The 23011-nt window shown below is 47.7% G+C and carries 19 protein-coding genes; 14 read left to right on the top strand and 5 right to left on the bottom strand.

Translation table 11 applies throughout. The annotated features are described in order from the left end of the window. The first annotated feature begins 24 nt into the window (after positions 1–24). The 4 genes from AB2U10_RS09525 (at position 25) to gldJ (ending at position 6971) form a co-directional block, all read left to right on the top strand. On the top strand, positions 25–816 hold the full coding sequence (locus AB2U10_RS09525) for an endonuclease/exonuclease/phosphatase family protein (RefSeq protein ID WP_367913861.1): 792 nt from the start codon (positions 25–27) through the stop codon (positions 814–816). 12 nt (positions 817–828) lie between these two features. Further along, positions 829–2226, top strand: coding sequence for a sulfatase family protein (locus AB2U10_RS09520; RefSeq protein ID WP_367913860.1), 1398 nt, complete (start codon positions 829–831; stop codon positions 2224–2226). An 82-nt stretch (positions 2227–2308) separates the two neighbouring features. Beyond that, positions 2309–5650 (top strand): transcription-repair coupling factor, encoded by a 3342-nt coding sequence (gene mfd / locus AB2U10_RS09515; protein WP_367913859.1) that lies wholly within the window; start codon positions 2309–2311, stop codon positions 5648–5650. A gap of 61 nt (positions 5651–5711) precedes the next feature. Continuing rightward, a complete protein-coding gene (gene gldJ, locus AB2U10_RS09510; protein ID WP_367913858.1) occupies positions 5712–6971 on the top strand; it encodes a gliding motility lipoprotein GldJ in 1260 nt (419 codons plus the stop codon). Positions 6972–7056: 85 nt separating this feature from the next. On the opposite strand, the gene AB2U10_RS09505 is transcribed toward gldJ, so the two are convergent. Then, positions 7057–8004 (bottom strand): M20/M25/M40 family metallo-hydrolase, encoded by a 948-nt coding sequence (locus AB2U10_RS09505; RefSeq protein ID WP_367913857.1) that lies wholly within the window; start codon positions 8002–8004, stop codon positions 7057–7059. Between the two features lie 295 nt (positions 8005–8299). Between AB2U10_RS09505 and AB2U10_RS09500 the strand changes: the two genes are divergently transcribed. Further along, on the top strand, positions 8300–9925 hold the full coding sequence (locus AB2U10_RS09500) for an NADP-dependent glyceraldehyde-3-phosphate dehydrogenase (protein ID WP_367913856.1): 1626 nt from the start codon (positions 8300–8302) through the stop codon (positions 9923–9925). Between the two features lie 50 nt (positions 9926–9975). Here the strand turns inward: AB2U10_RS09500 and AB2U10_RS09495 are convergent, their stop codons facing one another. From AB2U10_RS09495 to AB2U10_RS09485, 3 genes are all read right to left on the bottom strand, one after another. Continuing rightward, on the bottom strand, positions 9976–10113 hold the full coding sequence (locus AB2U10_RS09495) for a hypothetical protein (RefSeq protein WP_367913855.1): 138 nt from the start codon (positions 10111–10113) through the stop codon (positions 9976–9978). Between the two features lie 22 nt (positions 10114–10135). After that, a complete protein-coding gene (locus AB2U10_RS09490) occupies positions 10136–11554 on the bottom strand; it encodes an arylsulfatase (protein WP_367913854.1) in 1419 nt (472 codons plus the stop codon). 99 nt (positions 11555–11653) lie between these two features. Beyond that, positions 11654–13309: a PNGase F N-terminal domain-containing protein gene (locus AB2U10_RS09485; protein ID WP_367913853.1), complete on the bottom strand. Its 1656-nt coding sequence runs from the start codon at positions 13307–13309 to the stop codon at positions 11654–11656. A gap of 164 nt (positions 13310–13473) precedes the next feature. Here AB2U10_RS09485 and AB2U10_RS09480 point away from each other — a divergent pair, with 164 nt between their 5' ends. Next, positions 13474–14190, top strand: coding sequence for an LOG family protein (locus AB2U10_RS09480; protein WP_367913852.1), 717 nt, complete (start codon positions 13474–13476; stop codon positions 14188–14190). Positions 14191–14327: 137 nt separating this feature from the next. On the opposite strand, the gene AB2U10_RS09475 is transcribed toward AB2U10_RS09480, so the two are convergent. After that, a complete protein-coding gene (locus AB2U10_RS09475) occupies positions 14328–15083 on the bottom strand; it encodes an SDR family NAD(P)-dependent oxidoreductase (protein WP_367913851.1) in 756 nt (251 codons plus the stop codon). A 190-nt stretch (positions 15084–15273) separates the two neighbouring features. Here AB2U10_RS09475 and AB2U10_RS09470 point away from each other — a divergent pair, with 190 nt between their 5' ends. From AB2U10_RS09470 to AB2U10_RS09435, 8 genes are all read left to right on the top strand, one after another. Then, a complete protein-coding gene (locus tag AB2U10_RS09470; protein WP_367913850.1) occupies positions 15274–16446 on the top strand; it encodes a hypothetical protein in 1173 nt (390 codons plus the stop codon). Beyond that, positions 16443–18785: a tetratricopeptide repeat protein gene (locus tag AB2U10_RS09465; RefSeq protein ID WP_367913849.1), complete on the top strand. Its 2343-nt coding sequence runs from the start codon at positions 16443–16445 to the stop codon at positions 18783–18785. The genes AB2U10_RS09470 and AB2U10_RS09465 overlap by 4 nt, the downstream gene beginning before the upstream one ends. A 270-nt stretch (positions 18786–19055) precedes the next feature. Further along, entirely contained in the window at positions 19056–19493 is a 438-nt protein-coding gene (rplK, locus tag AB2U10_RS09460; RefSeq protein WP_367913848.1) for a 50S ribosomal protein L11, read from the top strand. Positions 19494–19549: 56 nt separating this feature from the next. Beyond that, positions 19550–20251: a 50S ribosomal protein L1 gene (gene rplA / locus AB2U10_RS09455; protein WP_367913847.1), complete on the top strand. Its 702-nt coding sequence runs from the start codon at positions 19550–19552 to the stop codon at positions 20249–20251. A gap of 2 nt (positions 20252–20253) precedes the next feature. Further along, complete coding sequence (gene rplJ, locus AB2U10_RS09450) at positions 20254–20787, top strand: 50S ribosomal protein L10 (protein WP_367913846.1); 534 nt, start codon at positions 20254–20256, stop codon at positions 20785–20787. A gap of 65 nt (positions 20788–20852) precedes the next feature. Continuing rightward, positions 20853–21233, top strand: coding sequence for a 50S ribosomal protein L7/L12 (gene rplL / locus AB2U10_RS09445; RefSeq protein WP_367913845.1), 381 nt, complete (start codon positions 20853–20855; stop codon positions 21231–21233). A gap of 200 nt (positions 21234–21433) precedes the next feature. Next, positions 21434–21916, top strand: a complete 483-nt coding sequence (locus AB2U10_RS09440; RefSeq protein WP_367913844.1) for an Xre family toxin-antitoxin system antitoxin — start codon at positions 21434–21436, stop codon at positions 21914–21916. Positions 21917–22132: 216 nt separating this feature from the next. Then, on the top strand, positions 22133–22576 hold the full coding sequence (locus AB2U10_RS09435) for an RES family NAD+ phosphorylase (protein ID WP_367913843.1): 444 nt from the start codon (positions 22133–22135) through the stop codon (positions 22574–22576). Positions 22577–23011: the final 435 nt, after the last annotated feature.

Genomic DNA, 23011 nt, shown 5'->3' with positions numbered 1-23011 from the left:
TCCTGAACCTAAATAAAAAATACAATGAAATTAACGATAAAATCAGTACTCTGTTTGTTGATTCTGCTTTCCGTTGTGCAAGCCTATGCGCAGGAAAAGCAACCCATACGGCTGAAAGTAGGGACCTATAATGTAGGGCATTTTAACCAGGGGGTTACCGGAGGTTTCCAGGGGCGCCATTTTAAGGCCGAAGCACTGAAATGGAGGGCCTGGGTAAGCAGCCAGAGCCTGGATATCTTGGGGGTGAACGAGTGGAACAAAGGCTTTGATAAAGACAGCACGCTCAATGCCGAAGATGAAATACTGAAGCCGTTTTATAATTACCGGTACTTCGGAGAGGCCCATACCTGGATTTTTAACGGCATCAACAGCCATTACAAGCTGAAAAATATCCGCCAGAAAAACTGGTTTGGAGAATACTACGCCATCGTAGGCGACCTGGTCATTGACGGTACCACCATCACGATTCTGTCTACCCATATGCCCTGGCAGCAGCAATGGCATAAGGAGTCGCTGGAGCTGCTGATAAAAGAGCTCAAAAATTACGAGTATTTTATATGCATGGGTGACATTAATGCCATAGATGAAGAGCAGCTCCGGTTTATGTCAGAGGGCTTTAACATCGCCAACGGCGGCAACCAGGGCTGGTTCCTGACCGCGCCCTCGGGCAAGCTGAACGGGAAGAAAGACGGGCTGAGCATAGACAACATCATCACCAGCAAAAACATCAAGATTATGAACGTCTCTGCGCCGTATACGGGCCTGAATGACCAGGATCACCTGCCCATCACCGCTGACCTGATCATTACACGATAAACGGTATACAGGATGCGGTACGCTCTGATCTTCCTGGTATTGCTGCTGGCGACAGAAACGGCCCGGTCGCAAAAAAGCGATAAGCGGCCTAATATAATCGTCATTTTAGCCGATGACATGGGGTATGGCGACCTGGGGTGCTACGGGCACCCCACCATCTCTACCCCCGAGCTGGACAAAATGGCCGCCGAAGGAATGCGGCTTACCCAATGCTATGCCGGAGCCGCCGTTTGTACACCCAGCCGGGCAGCCCTGCTGACCGGGCGTTTCCCGGTCCGGACCGGTGTTTACGGCAAAGGAGATGTATTTCGCCAGAACTCGGCTACTGGGCTTCCCCATAAGGAAATTACCATAGCCGAGATGCTGAAGGAAAAAGGATACGCCACGGCCATCATCGGCAAATGGCACCTGGGCAGTGTGAAAGAATACCTGCCCGTGAGGCAGGGGTTTGATTACTGGTTCGGAACGCCGTACTCTAACGATATGGGACGGGTCTTTACGACCCGGATCGACCCTGACCAGCCTTTTCCGGCCGGGCCCAGGGCCGGTGCGCCTGAGCTTCCGCTGTTCAGAAACGATGAAATAATAGAATATGAACCCGATCAGAGATACCTCACCAAACGGTACACCGAAGAAGTAATAAAGTTCATCAGGGATCATAAAAACCAACCGTTTTTTACCTACTACGCCAGTAACTTTCCCCATACACCTTTGTACGCGTCCCCTGATTTTGAAGGCAAAAGCAAAAGAGGAATTTACGGCGATGTGGTATCTGAGCTGGACTGGAGCGTGGGGCAGATCATACAGGAGCTGAAAAACCAGGGAATTGAGGACAACACGCTGGTGATCTTCACCAGCGATAACGGGCCCTGGTTAACGCAAAAAGACCACGGGGGCTCTGCCGGCCTGCTTTTTGAAGGCAAAAATTCAACCTATGAAGGCGGCATGAGAGTACCCGGCATTGCCTGGTGGCCGGGCAGGATAAAGGCTAACGTCACCAGCACGGCCCTGTTCAGTGCCCTGGATATTTTCCCGACAATAGCCCGGATCACCGGTTCAAAAATACCCGGGAACCTGGAGCTGGACGGAATGGATCAGAGTGAGCTCCTGCTGGGTACCCGCACAAGCATAAGAACGGAGATATTTTACTATATCAATGAAACCCTGCAGGCCGTCAGGCAGGGCCGGTGGAAGGCGCATTTCGTTACGCATGCGTCTTACTCTCCCGAGCCTCCCAGGGTGCTGGATGTGCCCCTGCTTTACGACATCGAGGCAGACCCCGGTGAAAAGTATGACCTGGCCCGGCACAAGCCCGAAATCGTCAAAGCGCTTACGGAGCTGTACAATCAGGCAAAAAATGCAATTCCGCTGCCTGAGCCCGAGATAGAGAAAAAGCTTCCGGGCCGGTAAGAAGCCGGCGAAGTACAAACTGCGCAACTTCCTTTTCCTAATTTCAGCATCGGCGGGAAAAATAACGTATCTTTGCAGGGAAATGAACGCGCGCGATTTCCTAAAAATTTATACACAAGACAGTTTTGTGCAAAACCTGGCCATTGCACTAAACAGGGAGTCGCATGTCCGTACGGAAGGGTTGACCGGAAGCCTCAGCAGCATTCTTACCGCCGCAGTTTTTGAAAATGCACCCCGTTATACCCTGATCGTAAGAGAAGACCGGGAGGAGGCGCTGTATTTCTTCAATGATCTTCAGAATATTTACGGTTTTGATGCGCCGCAGATCGCGTATTTTCCGGCATCGTTTAAACGGGAAGCCGGAGAAGTGGAAAATGCCAATGTTATTCAGCGTTCCTCGCTCCTGACCCGCTTCCAGAATCCCGATCCGCTTCTTATCGTTACCTACCCGGAAGCGCTTTCCGAAAAAGTGGTCAGCCGGAAAACGCTGGTAGCCCATACGCTGAAAGTAAAGGTGGGTGACACGCTTGACCTGAATTTTGTGACCGAGCTGCTGGTCTCCTATAATTTTGAAAAAACCGACTTTGTATACGAGCCGGGGCAATTTGCGGTGCGCGGAGGTATCCTGGATGTCTTCTCGTATTCGGCAGATGTGCCCTACCGGATAGAGCTCTTCGGCGATGAGGTGGAAAGCATCCGGGCCTTTGAGGCCGAATCGCAGCTCTCTACCCAGAAAACCGGGCAGATCAGCATTACCCCGAACCTGCAGGAGCGGCTGGCGGTAGAAGAAACCGTTCCGTTTTTTCACTTCCTTCCGCAAGACTCCCTCGTGGTTTTCAGCGACCTGAGCTTTATTCTTGACCGCGTGCAAAGCCACTACCGGCGTATAGAGCGGGCCTATGAAGAAAGCGGCAGCGGAGACATTAACCTCTCGCTGCGGCCCGAAGACTCCCACCTCGATGAAAAGGGAGTAAAAAAAGGGGTGCTGAGCTACAAAACCCTTGAGCTGGGCAAAAAAGGATACTTTAAGGATACACAGGTATTTTCCTTTGAATCCAAACCCCAGCCCTCGTTCAACAAAGACTTTAACCTGCTTAACCAAGACCTGACCGAGAACCAGGCCCTGGGATATACGGTTTTCATTGCCTCTGACTCGTTGAAGCAGCTGAACCGCCTCGAAACCATTTTTGCGGAGATCAACCCGCGCTTTAAATTCAACCCGCTTTCGGCCAACCTGCGAGACGGCTTCATCGATGTGCAGAACAAGCTGCTGGTATATACCGACCACCAGATTTTTGAACGGCTGAACCGTTACCGGGAAAAAGACCACTTCTCCAAATCCAAAGCCCTCACGCTGAAAGAGCTCAAATCGCTGCAGCCCGGCGACTACGTAACCCATGTGGATTACGGTATAGGCCGCTTTGCGGGTATGGAGACCATTGATGTTAACGGGAAAAAGCAGGAAGCCGTACGGCTCGTGTACCGCGATAACGACCTGCTCTATGTGAACATTCACAGCCTGCACAAGATAGCCCGGTATTCGGGGAAAGAAGGCGATCCGCCTGCCATGAGCAAGCTGGGATCGGGCGAGTGGGAAACCCGGAAATCAAAAGTCAAGCGCCAGGTAAAAGACATTGCCAAAGAGCTGATCGCCCTGTATGCCAAGCGGCGCGAAGCCCCCGGCTTTGCATTTTCGAAAGACAACTACATGCAGATAGAGCTGGAGTCGTCATTCATGTACGAAGATACCCCGGACCAGGCCACCGCCACCGGCAAGGTGAAAGACGACATGGAGAAGCCGTATCCTATGGACCGCCTGGTATGCGGAGATGTGGGCTTCGGGAAAACCGAAGTGGCCATCCGCGCAGCCTTTAAAGCAGCGGCAGACGGCAAGCAGGTGGCCGTGCTGGTGCCTACCACCATCCTGGCCCTGCAGCACTACAGGACCTTTTCAGAACGCCTCGCACAGATGCCGGTGACCGTAGACTACCTGAACCGCTTCAAATCGGCCAAAGATACCACCCAAACCCTCAAAGAAGTAAAAGAAGGCAAAACAGATATCCTGATCGGAACCCAGAAGCTGCTGAGCAAATCGCTGGTATTCAAAGACCTGGGCCTGCTGATCATTGACGAAGAGCAGAAATTCGGGGTGAAGGCCAAAGACCGGATCAAAGAGCTGAAGCTGAATGTGGATGTGCTGACGCTTACGGCCACGCCTATTCCGCGTACGCTGCACTTCTCGCTCATGGGCGCGCGTGACCTTTCGGTGATTGCCACACCACCGCCTAACCGCCAGCCCGTGGAAACGCGTGTGGATACCTTCAAAGAAGAGCTGATCCGTGATGCCATCAGCTACGAGCTGGGCAGGGGCGGACAGGTATTTTTTGTCCATAACCGGGTAAGTGATATCGATACAATAGCTAATATTATCTATCGCCTGGTGCCCGAAGCCCGGATAGGCGTGGCCCACGGCCAGATGGAGGGCGAGAAGCTGGAGAAAGTAATGATCCGTTTCATTGAAAACGAAACCAACATCCTGATCTCTACCAACATCATTGAATCAGGCCTGGATATTCCCAACGCCAATACCATCATCATCAACCAGGCCCACATGTTCGGCCTCTCTGACCTGCACCAGATGCGGGGCAGGGTAGGGCGGTCCAACAAAAAAGCCTTTTGCTACCTGCTGACCCCGCCGCTCTCAGGGCTCACCACCGATGCCCGGAAGAGAATGCAGACCATCGAGCAGTTTTCAGACCTGGGCGACGGCTTTAAAGTGGCTATGCGCGACCTCGACATCCGGGGAGCGGGTAACCTGCTGGGCTCGGAGCAAAGCGGCTTTATCAATGACCTGGGCTATGACATGTACCACAAAATACTGGATGAAGCCGTTTCAGAGCTCAAAGAAAACGAATTCCGCAGCCTGTTTGAAGAAGAGCTGAGCCAGAAAGTATATAAAATAGAAGACTGCCAGATTGAAACCGACCTGCAGATCCTGATCCCGGAAACGTACATCAGCAACATCTCCGAACGGCTTTCGGTATACAATACCATTGATACCCTGAAAACCGAAGCAGAGCTGGAAAACCTGCAGTCTTCGCTGACCGACCGCTTCGGACCGCTGCCACAGGAGGTGGAAGAGTTATTTAAAATAGTCAGAATCAGGTGGAAAGCCGAATTTATCGGTTTTGAAAAATTAGTTCTGAAAAATAATAAACTCAAAGGCTATTTCGTTTCAGAAAAGCATCAGGAATACTACCAGACCGATAAGTTTGGCAAAATTCTTGATTTCATAAAATTGTATCCGAAGCAGGCCGGCCTGAAACAGGTCAAAGACCGCCTGGTTTTCGAAGTGAGTGAAGTGAAGGCCATTCAGCAGATAGATGCCTTATTTGACAGGATCAGGGCGCATATTGAAAGCTGACAGCTTTTGTTTCAGATATTTGGTTTATTTTTGCGAATTCGTGTATTAAAAATAATTTATAATGAAGAGAATAACTTTAAGTGTAGCTTTCCTGGCACTTACTCTTTTTGTTGCATCCTCGTGCAGCAGCGGTAAAAAATCTTCGAATGATCCGGGTAAAAGAAGCCGGACCACCGGTGCGGCGTATGCCAAAAAAGAAGGCGAGGGCTTCAAGGTTGCTGACTTTAAAGGCCAGCCTGCAGGTCCCAATATGGTATTTATTGAAGGCGGCCGCTTTGTGATGGGTACCCTGGAAGAAGACGTTACCTATGCACGTGACAATATTGACCGTACCGTTACCGTGGGGTCTTTCTATATGGACGAAACGGAAATCTCCAACCTCGATTACCTGGAATACCTGTACGCCATCAGCAAAGACTCTACCCGTGAATTCTATGCATCGGCGCTTCCCGATACTACCGTATGGGCCAATGAAATGTCGTTTAACGACCAGTATGTAGACCAGTATCTCCGTTATCCCGGGTTCAGAAGCTACCCGGTGGTAGGGGTGTCATGGGTGCAGGCCAACGACTACTGCAAGTGGAGATCAGCTGTGGTAAATAACGAGATGTATGCCAAATACGGGGACAAAGGCAGCAAGAAAGGACTTTCTTTCGGCAAAAAGAAAAAAGAAGATGCCGCTACCGCCGAAGCTGCGCCTAAAGTAACCGGAAGGGTGCCGATAGAAACCGGCATTAACCTGCCTGACTTCCGCCTGCCTACTGAAGCCGAATGGGAATACGCTGCCAAAGCAACGATCGGTACGCAAACGGTGGATGAAAACTACGATAACCGTATTTATCCGTGGGACGGCTCTTCCATGAGACGTTCAAAAGGAAAAGCAAGAGGAGAAATGATGGCCAACTACAAAAGAGGCCGGGGTGACTACGCCGGTGTGGCCGGACGCCTGAACGACAAATACCAGATCACCGCTCCGGTATACGAATATTACCCGAACGACTTCGGGCTGTACCACATGGCAGGAAACGTGAACGAATGGGTCTATGACCTGTACCGTCCGAACTCCTACCGTGACTTCAACGATCTTAACCCGATCAGGAGAAGCGACTACCAGGATGAAGAGAAAAACTATGACTCTAAAAACAATAACTCCCTCATCGATAACCGCGTCAGGGTATACAAAGGCGGTTCATGGAATGATGTGGCGTACTGGCTTTCGCCGGGAACACGTCGCTTCCTGGATCAGGATTCCTCTACGGCAACCATCGGTTTCCGTTGCGCCATGATCTCTGTGGGAGAGCCGGGTAAGAGAAAGTTATAAGCCGGAGTTTTAATACACAAAAAAGGCTTGCGTATGCATTACGCAAGCCTTTTTTATGGCAATGACACGTTCCCGGAACAATCATCTACTGCTTATCCGTACTCCTGAAATGCATTTTTTCTATCCCGAAACTCCGTTCAACCACCTCTTTCTCCAGGTCCAGGATTCCCTTCAGCGATACGTAATCGATCTTGTGGGCATCATCACCCGGTTTATGGTAATCGTCGTGCCCGCCGGTATGGAAAAACAAAACCGGGATGTCTTTCTCGTAAAAAGAAGTCTGGTCTGACCCGCCCCGGCCTTCGTAGCCGGTATAATGACGGATGTGCCGCGACGTATCGATCTGCTTAAAAATGGTTTCAAACTCGGGAGCCGTTCCGTAGCCGATGATCGCCACGCCGTTATCTGGATTGAACCGTCCGATCATATCCATATTCAGCATAAAATGTACGGTGCTCAGCGGAAGGGTAGGGTGGGCGGCAAAATAACGCGAGCCCACCAGCCCAAGCTCTTCTGCCCCGAAAGCAATGAAAAGAAAATTCACCGGCTCCTTTGCCTTATTTTGAGAAAAAACCCGGGCCAGCTCCAACAGGCCCGCTACGCCTGAAGCATTGTCGTCGGCTCCGTTATGAATCCGGCCGTAACCGGTAGAATCTTTTGAACTACCTTGCTTTCCTTCTCCCAGGTGATCGTAATGTGCGCCGATGATAACGGTTTTATCTGCCCCGTTATCCAGGAATCCGATCACATTACGCGATGGCCGGATACTATCCTGAACCACCACCCGCCTGACCTTCGCTTCGAAATCCTGGTAATACCCCTGTGTACCCAGGGGCTTCAGGCCGTAAGATTTAAATGCCTTCTGAACATACTTTGCGGCTTTATCCGCTTCTTTGCTTCCCGTGCCGCGGCCCTTCATTTTATCATCGGCCAGGTAATAAATATGTTTTTTGAGACGGGGTATTTCTATCTCCTGGGCAAACGATGGAAGGCTTAATACCAGAAACAGGATAAGGGCGGCGGGTTTCGTCATTTGTACTTGATTTGATGGCGAAAGATAAAAATGCAGGCGCAATAATGAAAATATATCGGTAGCCGGATTTTTATTTACAGGCTGGGATAACGTTTTGTTTTTGACCTCCGCAAACGATACCGGACTATATTTTATTTAGTTTTTCGACATATTTATATATAAAATCGAATAAATGACTAAATAAATATTCTGTATTTTAGTGATTTGCAGAATAAAATTTAGTTGTATAGGTGTTATTTACACGTTGCTTTATTATATATTCGCCCCTGAATTATTAAACCGAACCTCTTTAACGATGAAATCTTTGGAAGAAAAAATTGCGGATATTTTCCCGGAAGACGGCAGGATACCCGAACAGTTTCAGCTGGAACCCCTGCATCAGAAAGAATACCTGATGGGAGGACAGATGATTCAGTGGTCAGGCCCCGTCCAGGAAGTCCATTCCCCTATTTATGTTAAAAAAGGCGATTCTTTTGAAAGCCTCCTGATCGGAAGCTACCCCATTGCTACGGAAAAAGAAGCCATGGAAGCGCTGGAGGCAGCCCTGAAAGCCTACGATAACGGCCGGGGCGAATGGCCCACCATGAGCGTGAGCGAAAGAATCACCTGCATGGAGAATTTTGTACGGAAAATGCTGGAAAAGAAATCGCAGATCGTCACCCTTCTGATGTACGAGATCGGTAAGTCGCTGGGCGATTCCATAAAAGAATTTGACCGTACGGTAGAATATATTTACGATACCATTGACTGTCTCAAAGATATTGACCGTAATTCCTCGCGCTTTAAAATAGAGCAGGGGATCATCGGGCAGATCCGTCGCTCGCCCTTCGGTGTGGTGCTGTGCATGGGCCCGTTCAACTACCCGTTAAACGAAACCTACACCATGCTGATTCCGGCCATTCTCATGGGCAATACCATTCTCTTCAAGCCGCCCAAGCACGGTACGCTCCTGCATTATCCTATGCTGGAAGCCTTCAGGGAGTGTTTTCCGAAAGGCGTGGTGAATACCATTTACGGAAGGGGCGCTAACGTGGTGCCTCCGCTGATGCATACCGGTAAGATCAATGTGCTCACATTGATCGGTTCCAGTAAAGTGGCCAGTGACCTGAAAAAGATGCATCCTAAGCTGAACCGCCTGCGTGCCGTGCTGGGGCTGGATGCCAAAAATGCGGGGATTGTACTCAAAAACGCCGATGTGGAACTGGCGGTGAAAGAATGTATCCTGGGGTCGCTTTCTTTCAACGGCCAGCGCTGTACGGCCATTAAGATCATCTGGGTGCACCGTTCCATCGCGAAGCGCTTCCTGAACCTGTTTACGGAAGAGCTGGAAAAACTGAAATACGGCATGCCGTGGGATGCCGGCGTGCAGCTGACGCCCCTTCCGGAACCCGGAAAGCCGGCCTACCTGGCCGAATGCATCCGCGATGCCCGGGCTAACGGGGCGGAAGTGATGAACAAAGGTGGCGGAACCACCGTCAACTCTTTCGTTTACCCGGCGGTGCTTTACCCGGTAAACAGCAAAATGAAAGTGTACAGCGAGGAGCAGTTTGGCCCGTTGATCCCCATAGTGCCCTTTGATGATATGGAAGAGCCCATTCAATATATCATTGACTCTTCTCACGGCCAGCAGGTGAGCATTTTCGGCTCTAACCCGGACCAGATTGCCAACCTGATTGACCCGCTGGTGAACCAGGTCAGCCGGGTGAACATCAATGCCCAGTGCCAGCGCGGACCGGACACTTTCCCGTTCACCGGGCGCAAGGATTCGGCCGAAGGAACCCTCTCGGTGGAAGACGCGCTACGCGCCTTCTCCATCCGTACCGTAGTAGCCACCAAAGATACGGAGGTGAATAAAGCTATTTTCAACTGGATCGTAGAAGGGCACAGCTCGCATTTCCTGTCTACGAAGTACGTATTTTGATTTTTCAGGGCGCAGATGACGCAGATTATAAGCTGTGTCATCTGCCTGTACTATTTGACTTTGGCCCGGATTTGCTTATACGTCTCCTGCGCGTACCAGATCACGTACCGCGAAGTATCTTTTTCAACCGTATTCACATAGGTCCGGAAAGCAGCGGGCGTGGATAGTTCCAGGGGATACTTGTACAAGTATGCCGTTCTGAAAGACAAATCATCGGCCTTCCATCAGGTAAAGAGGGAAAAGAGTACTTTCGGCGTGCGCTTCTTCTATATATTTCTGAAGCTTTTTGTACACAGAGCTCTTTTTGTTTATCAGGTTTCGCGTTTCACCGGGATCTGTTTCCAGGTTGTATAACTCGTAAGTGGTTTTTTCAGTAGTTTTGACCTGGAGCTTCACCAGTTTCCATTTCCCGGAGCGCACGGCCTGCCGTCCGCCGCCTTCGTGAAACTCCCAGTACAGGTACGTATGGCGGGCCTGGCGGCCTTTCCCGGTAAGCGTGGGCAGAAGCGAAAGCCCGTCGGTATAACGGGCTGAAGGAGCCCTGGCCAGGTCGGTAAAAGTGGGGAGGAGATCCCAGAAAGCCGCAATGTGGTCAGTTACGCGTGCCTGCCGGATTTGCTTCGGCCAGTGTGCAATGAAAGGAGCCCGCACACCGCCCTCATACAGGTCTCTTTTCTGGCCGCGGAAACCGGCCGTGCTGTTAAAAAAGGCCGGATCAGCCCCGCCTTCCGAATGCGCACCGTTATCACTGGTGAAAATAATGAGCGTATTGTCCAGCAGGTTCAGCTCCGTTAGCTTCTGTACCACTTCTCCTACATAATGATCCATTCGCTCTACCATAGCCGCATACGTAGCGCGTGGCTTCGGAACGGAAGCGTACCCCGGTACGGTGGCCTCTGGCCCGTAATCGTTCCCCTTGTACACGGTTTCCTCAAAGCGATTCTCATACTTGCGGTAAAATTCATCTTCCGGCCCGGTCAGCTCTGCATGGGGCAGAACGGTTGGAATAAACAGGAAAAAAGGTTTGTTTTGGTTCTTTTCCACAAATTCCAGCGTTTTTTCCTGGATCAGCGCCGGGGCATAGAGAACCTTATTGGTCAGGTCGTTGCCTTCCAGTGGCACTTCCCGGTTATTGTGCCAGAGATGGGTAGGGTAGTACCGATGCGACTGCCGCTGGCAGTTGTACCCGAAAAACTCATCAAATCCTTTGCGGTTAGGGTCACCCGTGGTGCCCGTCATTCCTAGCCCCCATTTCCCGAAAGCACCGGTGGTGTAACCGGCGCTTTTCAAAAGCATAGCCAGTGTCTGAACGGAATCAGCCAGCGGTTCCTGGCCCTCCGGCATGATCTCCTTATTGCCCCGTATATACGTGTGCCCGGTATGCTGGCCCGTCAGCAGGGCCGAACGCGATGGTGCACACACCGAAGTACCCGAATAAAACTGCGTGAACTTTAAGCCGCCTGCAGCCAGCCGGTCGATGTTCGGTGTTTGGATGATCTTCTGTCCGTACGTGCCGATATCGCCGATTCCGAGGTCATCGGCCAGGATAAGAACAATATTGGGTTTCTTCTGCTGCGCGGAGGCAGGAAAAGAGAGAAGGAGGCAGAGTCCGGCAAAAATGAATCGCATAAACGGGCAGAAATGATACTGTAAATATGCCGGAAGAGGGGCACATTTGCAAAAAAAGGAGGGCGGTTTGATGGATGGGGTAGATTTGAAAACTATTCATCACTGCCGCCCCAGCAGCACCCCGCTCACATTCCAGAAGCTGAAGCTGCTTCCTTCTCTCGGGCCCTGCGGAATCTTCACCCGGATGCTGTGCTTACCGGCCTTCAGATCACCCAGGTCAATGAACACCGGGTTGGTTACTGTAGCCGGGCACCAGTTGGAGCGGCTCAGATCGGAAGAAGAAAGCCCCGAAGCAAAATTTCCCGATACCGGGTTGGATAGCCGGTAAGAGCCGCAGTCCTGCCGCCAGGGTGTAAAGCTGTGCACCTGCAGGTTATCCAGGAAGATCCGGTTGACCTTCGGCACAAACTCATCACCGTTTCCCCAGCCACCGTGGCCGGTGGTGATGTAACGCAGTTTGGCATCTTTCAAATCGCGATCCAGGGTAAATTCAACCCGGAGACCTTTTTCATCCGCAAAAAAAGTAGCGTAATTCTGCCCGCCCATTTCCATCACATTAACGGTATTGAATACCGGCAGCGCATAATTGAAATTCCCGTAAGGCGAGCTTCCGTTATGCACCGTAATTTCCAGGCTCACCTCGTGGCCGCCTTTATCGTAATTGCCGATATACGTACCTACATACACTTCCTTATTGCTTAGCTCGCTTCGCAAATCGGATATTTCCTGGCGAAAAGGCGTAAATTCAAGCCATTCCTTCCCTTTGATCGTATTGTAATTAAAATGGTGGATGCCGAAAGAAGTAAAAAACCGCATCAGCTCTATGTTCGGCAGGTAGTTTTCAGTAAGGGTCATGCCCTGGTACTCAGCCCCCGAAGTATCCTTCAGCAGGGGCAGGGTCCGGATCCCATCCCTGAGCCCGTCAAAAAAATTCTTTTCCCGGCCTTCCGGGATCACAAATACGGAGCCGGTTCGGTCATAGGCGTCACCGTTTGAACGCTGCTTCAACTCCACAAACACCTGTTGCCGGTCTCCTATTTCCGGGAACTTCACCTTTTTAACAATAAGCGTTCCGTTCGCAAAACGCAGCACACCTTCTTTAGACCGGGTTTCTTCGTTCCAGTTGATCAGCTCATGATCAAAAACCGGGATGGTGGTAAAACGGCTTTTCCAGATCAGGTCGCGATAGGAGAGGAGGTCATAATTTTCTGCGGCTATTATTTTAGGAAAAGCGGCATTTTTCTCGATTTTTTGTGCCCGGACTATCGTATTCCCGTTGCGTATGGTTTCCAGCACCGTTCCCAGGTCAATGCCTAAGGCAGAAGGTGCGGCGTAGTACGGCAGCGCAGTAGTGTACCAGATTTCAATGGTATTTGAGTTAATAACGGTTTTGGCTTTCCGGCAGGAATAGCCCAGGATTTCCCGCCTATCGGGTAACAATTCATACCGGGCGCTGAGGGTATCTTCGGCCGACAGGGCCTGGCTGTCTGACAGGTAGGAGAAATAGATAAGCTTCCGGTTTTCAGGGTTAAAAAACGTTTGCTCTGCCGGGAAAGGCGCCGTGCCCCGGAGAATATTTTCTGTAGTGATCAATGTAGCGTTGTTACGGGCAAAAACCACAGTAGCGTTCCGGTCATCGGCAGGCTGATCGTTGAATATCCGGGCATACGTGATTTTTACGGTTTCAGCGTTTTTCTGCGCCAGGGCCCACGGGCCTGCAGCAAATGAAAACAGGATACAGAAAAATAACTTCATGGTAAAGTGATAGGTGTTTCAAAGTATAAAGGTAGTTTTTTGCCGCAGTATTGAACAGGAGTGACAGAACAAAATTACCTTTGTGAATGAATTAGAAGATTTCTTTCTTCATTTGGGCAGGTTTTCTATCTTGCCCCTTTAACAGGATATACAGGTTCAATACTATGATCAACAATTCAGAAACACGATTTTTGGAAGGCCCGCGGGCCCGATGGAAAGAGTTCCGGTACGCGCTAGACGTATTCGTGGAATTTATCAGGGGGTTCAGAACCCTGCACTTTGTAGGGCCCTGCGTTACGGTTTTCGGTTCGGCCCGTTTTGACGAAAACAACATTCACTACCAGGAAGCCCGCCAGCTGGCAGCCAAGGTCTCTACCCTTGGCTTCACCATCATGACAGGCGGCGGGCCCGGCATCATGGAGGCCGCCAACCGCGGGGCCAAAGATGCCGGTGGTGCATCTGTGGCATGCAACATCGAGCTGCCGCACGAGCAGCGGGCCAACCCCTACCTGGACAAATATGTGGATTTCAAATATTTCTTTGTCAGGAAAACCCTGCTGATCAAATATTCGTATGCCTTTATCATTTGCGCAGGCGGCTTCGGTACCCTGGATGAATTCTTTGAGGCGCTGACCCTCATCCAGACCGGGAAAATTGAGCAGTTTCCGGTAGTGGTGTTCGGTTCGGAATACCATCATCACATCATTGAGCATGTTCGGATGATGGTTAGGGAAAAGACCATCTCCCTGAAAGACCCCGATCTTTTCCTGGTAACCGACTCCATAGACGAGGCGGTAGAATTTATCCGCAACAAAACCGACGGTAACTTCGGGCTGCGTTTACGCCCGAGAATTCTCCTGGGCGAAACGGCGATACCGTAGATAAGGGCACGAAGGAGCCCCCTTGTCAGGCTCAGCCTGGCTGGGCGGCCCCGTCGAAGCCCAAGTGATTAAATGGAAGAATGTGACTAAGGCCGAATTCCGAAAACAACACAGCCGTTGGTACCCTTTAAGCCCCGTTATAAGCTGGTGTAGCCGCCGTCGACGGTGTAATAGCTGCCTGTGACGAAAGAAGATCGTTCGCTGGCCAGGAAGAGGAACACCTCGGCCACTTCTTCGGGTTCACCCAGTCGACCGATGGGGTGCAGGGCTACCAGTCCGTCGAGGGCCTCCTGCGGCAATGCGCTTTGTACCAAGGGGGTTTTTATAAATCCGGGCCCTACTGAATTGATGCGTATGCCTTTGGCCGAATACTCAATAGCCGCTGTTTTGGTCAGGCCCACCACACCGTGCTTGGCCGCCACGTAAGCGGCGCTATGGGCGAAACCCACCGATCCCAAAATTGAAGCCACGTTAATGATCGAGCCCTTCCCGGAAGTTTTTTCAATAGCGGGTATCTGGTAGCGCATACCGTAAAATACGCCGTTCAGGTTAATATTGATCACCTTTTGCCATTCCTGTACATCGTACTCACCTACTGTGGCTATTGCTCCGCCAATGCCGGCGTTGTTCACGGCAATATCCAACCGGCCGTAGACCTCCAGGGCAATATCGGCAATCTCTTTGTTATCTTCGGCCTTAGACGAATCGGCCGTTACACCCACGGCTTCTGCCCCCAGCGCCTTCACCTCTCCCACCACCTGCACCAGGTGATCTTCATTGATGTCGGTTAAAACCAGCTTTGCTCCGTTGCGGGCAAACAGCAGCGCGGTGCTCTTCCCGATGCCCGAACCGGCGCCGGTAATGATGGCTACTTTGTTTTCTAATTCTTTCATGTTTCTCTGAGATTTGTACGCTGCAAAGAAATAGCTATTTTCAGGGAAGAAATATGATAATACACAGGAGAGAAACTGACTTTTCTTAGTATAATAACTTCAATAAATCACAGACAACAAAAATATTGTCAACACAGTTTGACAATGAAAACATTGTTTTTTACCTTTGACAATAAAATCCTTGTCAAAGATGAGCTGGAAAAGAGCAAACACAATTACCGGGCCTACAGCAGAGGGCTCGAAATACTTCAAAAGAGATAAAGTAGAAAGGAGAATATGGCGGAAAATCATGGATAATCACCATGTGCTTTTTCTGGCCCCAAGAAGAGTGGGCAAAAGTTCGATCGTAATCGAAATGGCTCGTACAGCTCCTGAAGGTTATGCATGTATATGGCAGAATATCCAATCCGATAACTCTATCCCCATTTTTTATAAAAGAATGTGCGATATGATTAAAGAGTCTCTGGATATTTATTCAAAAACAACAAGTTCGTTGAGGGAGTTTGTGAAGGGAATCAAAATCACGAAAGTATCTAAAGACGGAGTTTCTATTGATACGGTAGAGATTGATTATAGAGAACAATTTTTCAACCTGCTGGAAAAAGTAAAGGAGACCGAAGTAAAGGTGGTTTTGTTTCTGGATGAGTTTCCCGATGTGGTTTGGAATATATTTAAGCATGAGGGAGAAGCCGCAGCAGAAAAGCTCCTGGCAGATATAAGGTCTTTGGACGATGAAAAATTTAAGAGGAATTTTATTTTGGTGCTATTAGGGTCCGTGGGGCTTTCTCACATTGTTAAGAAAATCACCGGGAGAGATGATAGGGTCAATAATCTGCATAAAGAATATCTCTATGCATTAAATGACCAAGAGGCAAAAGAGCTTTTGAGGCAACTTACTAAAGGTGCCACCATGCAGGTGGATGCGCAGGCTGAGGCCTACTTGTTAAACAAAATGGGACATCATATTCCTTATTTTATTCAATTATTGGTGGAGGAGTGCGATGAACTTTTAGAAGAAGATGAAATCCCGCACCTGGATAGTCGTACAATAGATAAAGCGTATAGCAGGCTTTTGCAAAAAAACGAACGTTTTACCGATTGGGATTCCAGGTTATCGAAGTATTTCCCGGAAAAATATCCCTTTTTACTGGAGGTATTGAGAGAATGTGCTTATCAAAACACGTTAACCATCCAGGAGATTTTTAATATTTCGAAAAAGCATCAAAACGACTTAGAGTTTAAAAAAGACCTGGATGATATACTTGTAGCAGACGGCTATCTTTTTGAAGAAGGCGGAAGATACAGATTTAATTCCCCGTTACTAAGAGATTGGTGGAAAAACAGACACCCGAAATTACTATGAAAGATTACGTGATCAGATATCAAAATGCTAACCAGTCGATGGACGAAGTGGTTGAAAACTTTATAGTCCGTAAAAAAGAATATGAAGATACAATCAATTCTATCCAATCTGCGAAAGAAGGAGATTCGTTTTCGCACTTGGTTTTTGTAGGGAGGAGAGGAAGTGGAAAGTCCACGTTGTTAAGACGTATTCAGGCGGGTATTCTTCATAGCGACTCACTTTCTTTGCGCTATGAGGTAGTAAACCTCAGTGAGGAGCAGTCGGGGGTTTACCGCTTTTTTGACCTTTGGGACTATGTTATCCGTGACCTCAACTCACAAGGCTACTCTATACAAGAGCCGGATTTTCGGCTATATAAAGAAAATCTGAAAACCTATAGTAAAGACCTGCACGCGCTTATCATAAACGCATTAAGAAGCCGGAACAAAAGGCTGATTCTTTTAATAGATAATATTGACCGTATTTTTGATAATATCGGAGAAGATGTGGCTCTGTTTAGAGAGTTGCTCATGAACTTCAAAGAAATCAGGATTATAGGTGGTAGTACGGTAATGTCAGAACATTTTTGGCGATACGACATGCCGTTTTATGAGTATTTTACTATTAAAAGGCTGGAACCCCTGTCTCTTCCCGAAATAGAATTGCTTTTACAGTTTTGGAGTGAAAAAAAAGGGCTTTCTGAAATAAAAGACTACCTGAAACTATATCCGGGCAAAATACAAAGTATTCGTATGCTAACAGACGGGTTACCCCGCACTATGCTTATTTTTATCGATATGCTTCTGGATAGAAAAGAACAAAACGGCTATCAATATTTACAGAGAGTAGTGGACAATGCTACACCAATTTATCAGGAAAGGTTATCGGGTTTATCTCCTTCTCAAAGGAAAGTGGTAACCGAGTTAGCCTTCAATTGGGATGCGGCTTCCGTAGAAGAATTGGTGGATAAATGTAAAATGGAAAGCAAACTTATTTCTGCCATTTTAAATCAACTGGTAGGTCTTAGGTTTGTGGAGAAAATAAAAGGTGAAACTAAAAACCTGTATTATAGACTAGAAGAACGATTTTTTAACCTTTGGTTAAACATGACCCAAGGAGGGCTACAACAGAGATATGAGGCTAAAGCTTTATGTAGTTTTCTGGAAAGCTGGTATGATAAAACAGAACTGGAAGGGCTGACAAAAGAGTTTTCGGGTTTGTTGTTAAAAAAGCAATTGAACTCTGACTTTGCAGAGTCTTTAGGCTATGCCTTACTCAAAAGCAAAGTAATAGAATCAGAAAGCAAGCAGGATTTGGTATTGGGGTTAAGAAAATACGAGGCTAAAATCACGAACGAAGATTTGGCAATTATCTTTGAAGATTTTGACAAAAGTATTGGAATTGCCTTTGAAAATAAAGATTATGAGAGAGCGATAGAATTGTTAAAAATATCAGACATTGATGAAGGCGAAAAGTTTTTTTTGTTAGGTAATTGTTATTTTAATCAAGAACAATTTGATGTATCACAAAAATATTACCTATTAGCCATTGAAATAGGGCATGTAGGTGCTGTAAATAACCTTGCTATTCTTTACAGAGAACAAGGGAAATTTGACTTGTCAGAAAAATATTTTTTATCAACGATTGAAAAAGGAGAGATAAAGGGGTTATTTAATTTGGCGGTTCTTTATTATGCCCAAGGGAAGTATGATTTATCAGAAAAGTATTATCTGTCTGCCATCGAAAAAGGTGATGTGCAGGCTTTGTTTAATTTGGCTAATCTTTACAGTGAACTAGGGGAATACGATTTAACAGAAAAGTATTATCTATTAGCTATTAATAAAGGAGAGGTGAAAGCATTAAATAATCTAGCGATTCACTATTATGTCCAAGGGGAATGCAATTTATGTGAGAAATATTTTTTGAAGGCTATCGAGAAAGGGGATATAGATGCTTTGGACAATCTAGCTAAGTTTTATTACATGATAAATGATACTATGTCATTACAAAAGCACTTAGACAGCTATGATGTTTCCATTTTTAAAGATGATATTTTAGTTTATTATTTGTATCTCGGGAAAATAGAACAGTTCAAAGAAAAATATAATGAACTTCAAGACCAATGGATTTCTCATTATATACTGGTTCATTTACTAGTTCACCATCAAAGCGTGCTTGTCCATGAGTACTTTGAGGGTAATACAGAAGCCAAAGAAAAGTACAAACCCCTGTTTTATACTGTGCTATATCTATTAAATGATAAAAATACGATCAAAATGCCGCCGGAAATAGAAGAGAATGTAAAAGACATCCTTAAAGAGATTAGCAAAAAACAAGAGTACTATTATCCGAAAGGGTAAGTCCATAATAAATTTCTCAAAATCATTTGTTTATAAAAAAGTAACTCCCTACCTTTGCAGTCCATTTTAGGCGATGAGTCTGCTTTGGCGAAGTTTTTCTTGTCCTCTTGACCTGTTTTCAGCAGGTTACGCTTCCCCTGAGAGTGCAGGATAAACTTTGGAGAATCGAATGATCATCCTGATGACGCTTTCTGATTGTGACTTAGGAAGGGCCTGCGCGGGACTGAGTTCGTTAGTTCGTATTTCTCAAATCTTAAAATTTCAAGAAAAATGGCGAAAGAAATCGCAGGCTACTTAAAACTTCAGGCCAAAGGCGGACAGGCAAACCCTGCACCTCCTATCGGTCCTGCTTTAGGTTCTAAGGGTATTAACATCATGGAGTTCTGCAAGCAGTTTAATGCCAGAACCCAGGATAAAATGGGACAGGTGGTTCCTGTGTTGATTACATACTACACAGACAAATCATTTGATTTCGTTATCAAAACCCCTCCTACTGCAGTACTTTTATTGGATGCATCAAAAGCAAAGAAAGGATCAGACCAGCCTAACCGGAACAAGGTAGGTTCGGTTAGCTGGGACCAGGTAAAAACAATTGCCGAAACCAAAATGCCTGACCTGAACTGCTTTACCGTTGAGGCTGCCATGAGAATGGTAGAAGGTACAGCCAATAACATGGGTCTGAACATTACAGGAGACAGGCCGTTTTAATTTAAACAAATCAATGGGAGTTTCGGTCTTGAATCGGAACGTTAATTACCAAATTTATGGCTAGAATAAGCAAAAAAAGAAAAGAGGCCCTTACCAAGTTTGACAGCGAGAAATCGTACAGCCTGGAAGAAGCCGCAGGTATTCTGAAACAAATCTCGTATACCAAATTTGACGCTTCGATTGATATCGACGTAAGATTAGGTGTAGACCCCCGTAAAGCGGACCAGATGGTTCGTGGTGTTGTAGCATTGCCGCACGGTACCGGTAAGCAGGTAAGAGTACTCGTACTTTGTACGCCTGATAAAGCCGAAGAAGCCAAAGCAGCAGGTGCTGACCACGTAGGTCTGGACGATTACATTCAGAAGATCGAAAAAGAAGGATGGACCGACATTGACGTGATCATTACCATGCCTACCGTAATGGCGAAGCTGGGTAGACTGGGTAAAGTACTGGGCCCCCGTGGTCTGATGCCTAACCCTAAGTCAGGAACAGTAACGCTTGACGTGGCAAAAGCGGTGCAGGAAGTGAAAGCCGGTAAAATCGACTTTAAAGTAGATAAAACGGGGATCATTCACGCCGGTATCGGTAAAGTATCTTTCGATGCCAAGAAAATCGCTGAAAATGCTAACGAGCTGGTTCAGACTTTGATCAAACTTAAGCCTTCATCGGCGAAAGGTACGTACGTAAAGGGTATTTCATTGTCCAGTACAATGAGTCCTGGTATTCAGATTGATAAATCAACAATTATAGGACTGTAATCATGACAAGAGAAGAGAAAGCACTTATCATTCAGGAGCTGAGCGAAAAGTTTGCTGCCAACCCTTACTTCTATATTACAGACGCTAGCGGTCTTTCGGTGGCCAAAACCAACCAGTTAAGACGCAAGTGTTTTGAAAACGGTATAGAGTATGTGGTAGTAAAAAATACGCTGATTGAGAAAGCTCTTGCAAGCCTCGACACAGATTACACGTCGTTCAACGAGTCGGTTCTGAAAGGATTCTCAGGGATCATGTTCCATCCGGAAAGCGGAAAGGCAGCAGCTACCCTGATCAAAGAGTTCCTGAAGGACAACAAAGAGTCGATTAAGCTGAAAGGAGCGTCGGTAGACGGCGGGCTGTTTATTGGTCACGACCAGCTGGAAGCCCTCTCGAAACTGAAGTCGAAAGCCGAAATGGTTGGCGAAGTAATCGGACTGCTGCAGTCTCCTGCGAAAAATGTACTGGGTGCATTGCAGAGCGGTGGTCAAAACCTGGCAGGTATTCTTAAAACTCTTTCAGAGAAAGAAGCCGCCTGAAATTAATTTTTTAACCGGGGTAAGCCCCAATTTATTCATTTTAAACTATCTAAATTTTTATAAAAATGGCAGATATTAAAGCGTTCGCCGAGCAATTAGTAAACTTAACAGTTAAAGAAGTAAATGAACTGGCTGCTATCCTTAAGGATGAGTACGGTATCGAGCCTGCTGCTGCAGGTGCAGTAATGGTAGCTGGTCCTGCTGCTGGCGGGGAAGCTCCTGCTGCAGAAGAAAAAACTTCATTTGATGTGATCCTGAAATCAGGTGGTGCTAACAAACTTCAGGTAGTGAAACTGGTTAAAGACCTGACCGGTCTTGGCCTGAAAGAAGCGAAAGAAGTAGTTGATTCAGCTCCGAAGCCTCTGAAAGAAGGTATCGCTAAAGATGAGGCTGATGCCCTTAAAAAGCAACTGGAAGAAGCCGGTGCTGAAGTGGAAATCAAATAATTGGCGCTTAGCGAAGACAAAAGGCACCGTCCGGAAGGGCGGTGCTTTTTTTGTGGTCGTAATCCTGCAATTGATTTCAGGCAAACGAGATAGCCATGACGGGTGAGTTCACAGCTAAAATAAAAAAACAGGAGAATGATTTGATTATTCGAAAATAATAGTATAAATTTGCTTATGTAAAAGTAAAAAAGTATACTCATATGAAAACGCCTAAACCCTACAACATCCCTTCTGCAGATCCATACGGTGGCTTCGTGGGTGAAGCCCCCACCATGTATATGGCCGCCGGCCGGCCGCTGTCCCTGAGCGGTATGACACCTCTGCAAAAGATGCAGATCAGTAAAAAAGGGGTGTCTAAAAACTACCTGGAGCAGTTCAAGAAAGCTACCGCCCTGGGTTATGATGACCTGGCCGGGGCTTTGGCCGTTACCCGGGCCACCCTCATTAATAAGAAAGGAGAGGAGAAGTTTAACACGCCGCTGAGTGAAAGGATCGTCTCCCTGGCAGACCTGTACGCCTACGGGTATGAGGTATTTGAAGACACAGAAGCCTTTAACCAATGGATGCAGGCCCCTAACCAGGCCCTGGGCGGGCTTACCCCGCTGAGCATCACCGATAGCCTTTACGGTCGCGAAGAGGTCAAGAGCCTCATCGGGCGTATTGCCTACGGTGTATATTCATAACGTTCACTAACCTTTTAATTAACGGTGTCAGGCAGATGGCTATGGATAAATTTTGGAAGAATATAAAATTATACAGCTAATCCGGAATCCGAAGGATTCGAATATTTATAGCCATACGGATTACAAAAGACCCATTCGACCCCGAAGGGGTCGCATAGGAAACGTAATGATATCACGGGCTATAAACATTTGACCCCTTCGGGGCCTGTTTCATCTATGAAAGTTTACCGCATCAGTAAAACCGAATACGCCCATGATCTCACCGGTACAGGCGCCAGGCTTTTTGGCGGCCGCTGGAATCACATCAACGTACCTTGTATTTATACGGCTGGCAGCGCCTCGCTGGCCGTGCTCGAATATTCGGTCAATGTAAATGTGGCGTTTGTGCCCCGCCACCTGAGCCTGGCGGTTTTTGAAATAGAAGATCAGTCTGTTTATCACCCCCGGGAGCTTCCGGCCGACTGGGCGGCAGTTCCTGCACCGCTTTCTGCCAAAGACCTGGGCAGCGGGCTCCTGCACGATAACATTTCCGTGATCCGGGTACCTTCTGTGGTCATTCCTGCAGAATACAACTACCTGCTGAACCCTTCTGCCGCAGGAAAGGCCTTCCGGCTGCTGGAAGTACAGGAGTTCTGTTACGATATGCGCATCAAAAGCTGATCCCGTAAACCAGGGCCCCGCCATTGTTCTGCCGGCCGCTCAGACAAAAAGATGCCCCCTGCTGATATTCTAATCCCATTTTAATGCGAAATACCCCCTTTTAAACGTTTATAAGATGATGCAGGAAAAAATTCTGTGTCTGTTTAGAAATTTAGGCCCATAATTTGCATATCTACGAAAATTTTATTAATTTTGCACTCTTTTGGTGCAAAGTAAGAAGACAACAGCCTGGTAGCGTACCCAACAACTTCAGAGTCAGCAGCAAACTGTTCACCGTTTTAGTTGTTTACCAGTAACTGTTCACTTTTCACTTTCACTGACTTGCCCGAGACACTTCCGCCTTTCGTAGGGGCAGATGAAAAGGGGTCCTCACTGCGATTTTTTTCGGGTAGTTTCTGACTGCCGACAAGTTCTTTAATCACTTAAAACAATTTA

Origin of the sequence: Leadbetterella sp. DM7 (genome assembly GCF_040829825.2) — a bacterium.
GTDB lineage: Bacteria > Bacteroidota > Bacteroidia > Cytophagales > Spirosomataceae > Leadbetterella.
This window is presented reverse-complemented; position numbering and strand designations above follow the sequence as displayed.

Coding starts and splice junctions, on each gene's coding strand:
- AB2U10_RS09525 (WP_367913861.1), top strand. CDS start 25: ATGAAATTAACGATAAAATCAGTACTCTGTTTGTTGATTCTGCTTTCC.
- AB2U10_RS09520 (WP_367913860.1), top strand. CDS start 829: ATGCGGTACGCTCTGATCTTCCTGGTATTGCTGCTGGCGACAGAAACG.
- mfd (WP_367913859.1), top strand. CDS start 2,309: ATGAACGCGCGCGATTTCCTAAAAATTTATACACAAGACAGTTTTGTG.
- gldJ (WP_367913858.1), top strand. CDS start 5,712: ATGAAGAGAATAACTTTAAGTGTAGCTTTCCTGGCACTTACTCTTTTT.
- AB2U10_RS09505 (WP_367913857.1), bottom strand. CDS start 8,004: ATGACGAAACCCGCCGCCCTTATCCTGTTTCTGGTATTAAGCCTTCCA.
- AB2U10_RS09500 (WP_367913856.1), top strand. CDS start 8,300: ATGAAATCTTTGGAAGAAAAAATTGCGGATATTTTCCCGGAAGACGGC.
- AB2U10_RS09490 (WP_367913854.1), bottom strand. CDS start 11,554: ATGCGATTCATTTTTGCCGGACTCTGCCTCCTTCTCTCTTTTCCTGCC.
- AB2U10_RS09485 (WP_367913853.1), bottom strand. CDS start 13,309: ATGAAGTTATTTTTCTGTATCCTGTTTTCATTTGCTGCAGGCCCGTGG.
- AB2U10_RS09480 (WP_367913852.1), top strand. CDS start 13,474: ATGATCAACAATTCAGAAACACGATTTTTGGAAGGCCCGCGGGCCCGA.
- AB2U10_RS09475 (WP_367913851.1), bottom strand. CDS start 15,083: ATGAAAGAATTAGAAAACAAAGTAGCCATCATTACCGGCGCCGGTTCG.
- AB2U10_RS09470 (WP_367913850.1), top strand. CDS start 15,274: ATGAGCTGGAAAAGAGCAAACACAATTACCGGGCCTACAGCAGAGGGC.
- AB2U10_RS09465 (WP_367913849.1), top strand. CDS start 16,443: ATGAAAGATTACGTGATCAGATATCAAAATGCTAACCAGTCGATGGAC.
- rplK (WP_367913848.1), top strand. CDS start 19,056: ATGGCGAAAGAAATCGCAGGCTACTTAAAACTTCAGGCCAAAGGCGGA.
- rplA (WP_367913847.1), top strand. CDS start 19,550: ATGGCTAGAATAAGCAAAAAAAGAAAAGAGGCCCTTACCAAGTTTGAC.
- rplJ (WP_367913846.1), top strand. CDS start 20,254: ATGACAAGAGAAGAGAAAGCACTTATCATTCAGGAGCTGAGCGAAAAG.
- rplL (WP_367913845.1), top strand. CDS start 20,853: ATGGCAGATATTAAAGCGTTCGCCGAGCAATTAGTAAACTTAACAGTT.
- AB2U10_RS09440 (WP_367913844.1), top strand. CDS start 21,434: ATGAAAACGCCTAAACCCTACAACATCCCTTCTGCAGATCCATACGGT.
- AB2U10_RS09435 (WP_367913843.1), top strand. CDS start 22,133: ATGAAAGTTTACCGCATCAGTAAAACCGAATACGCCCATGATCTCACC.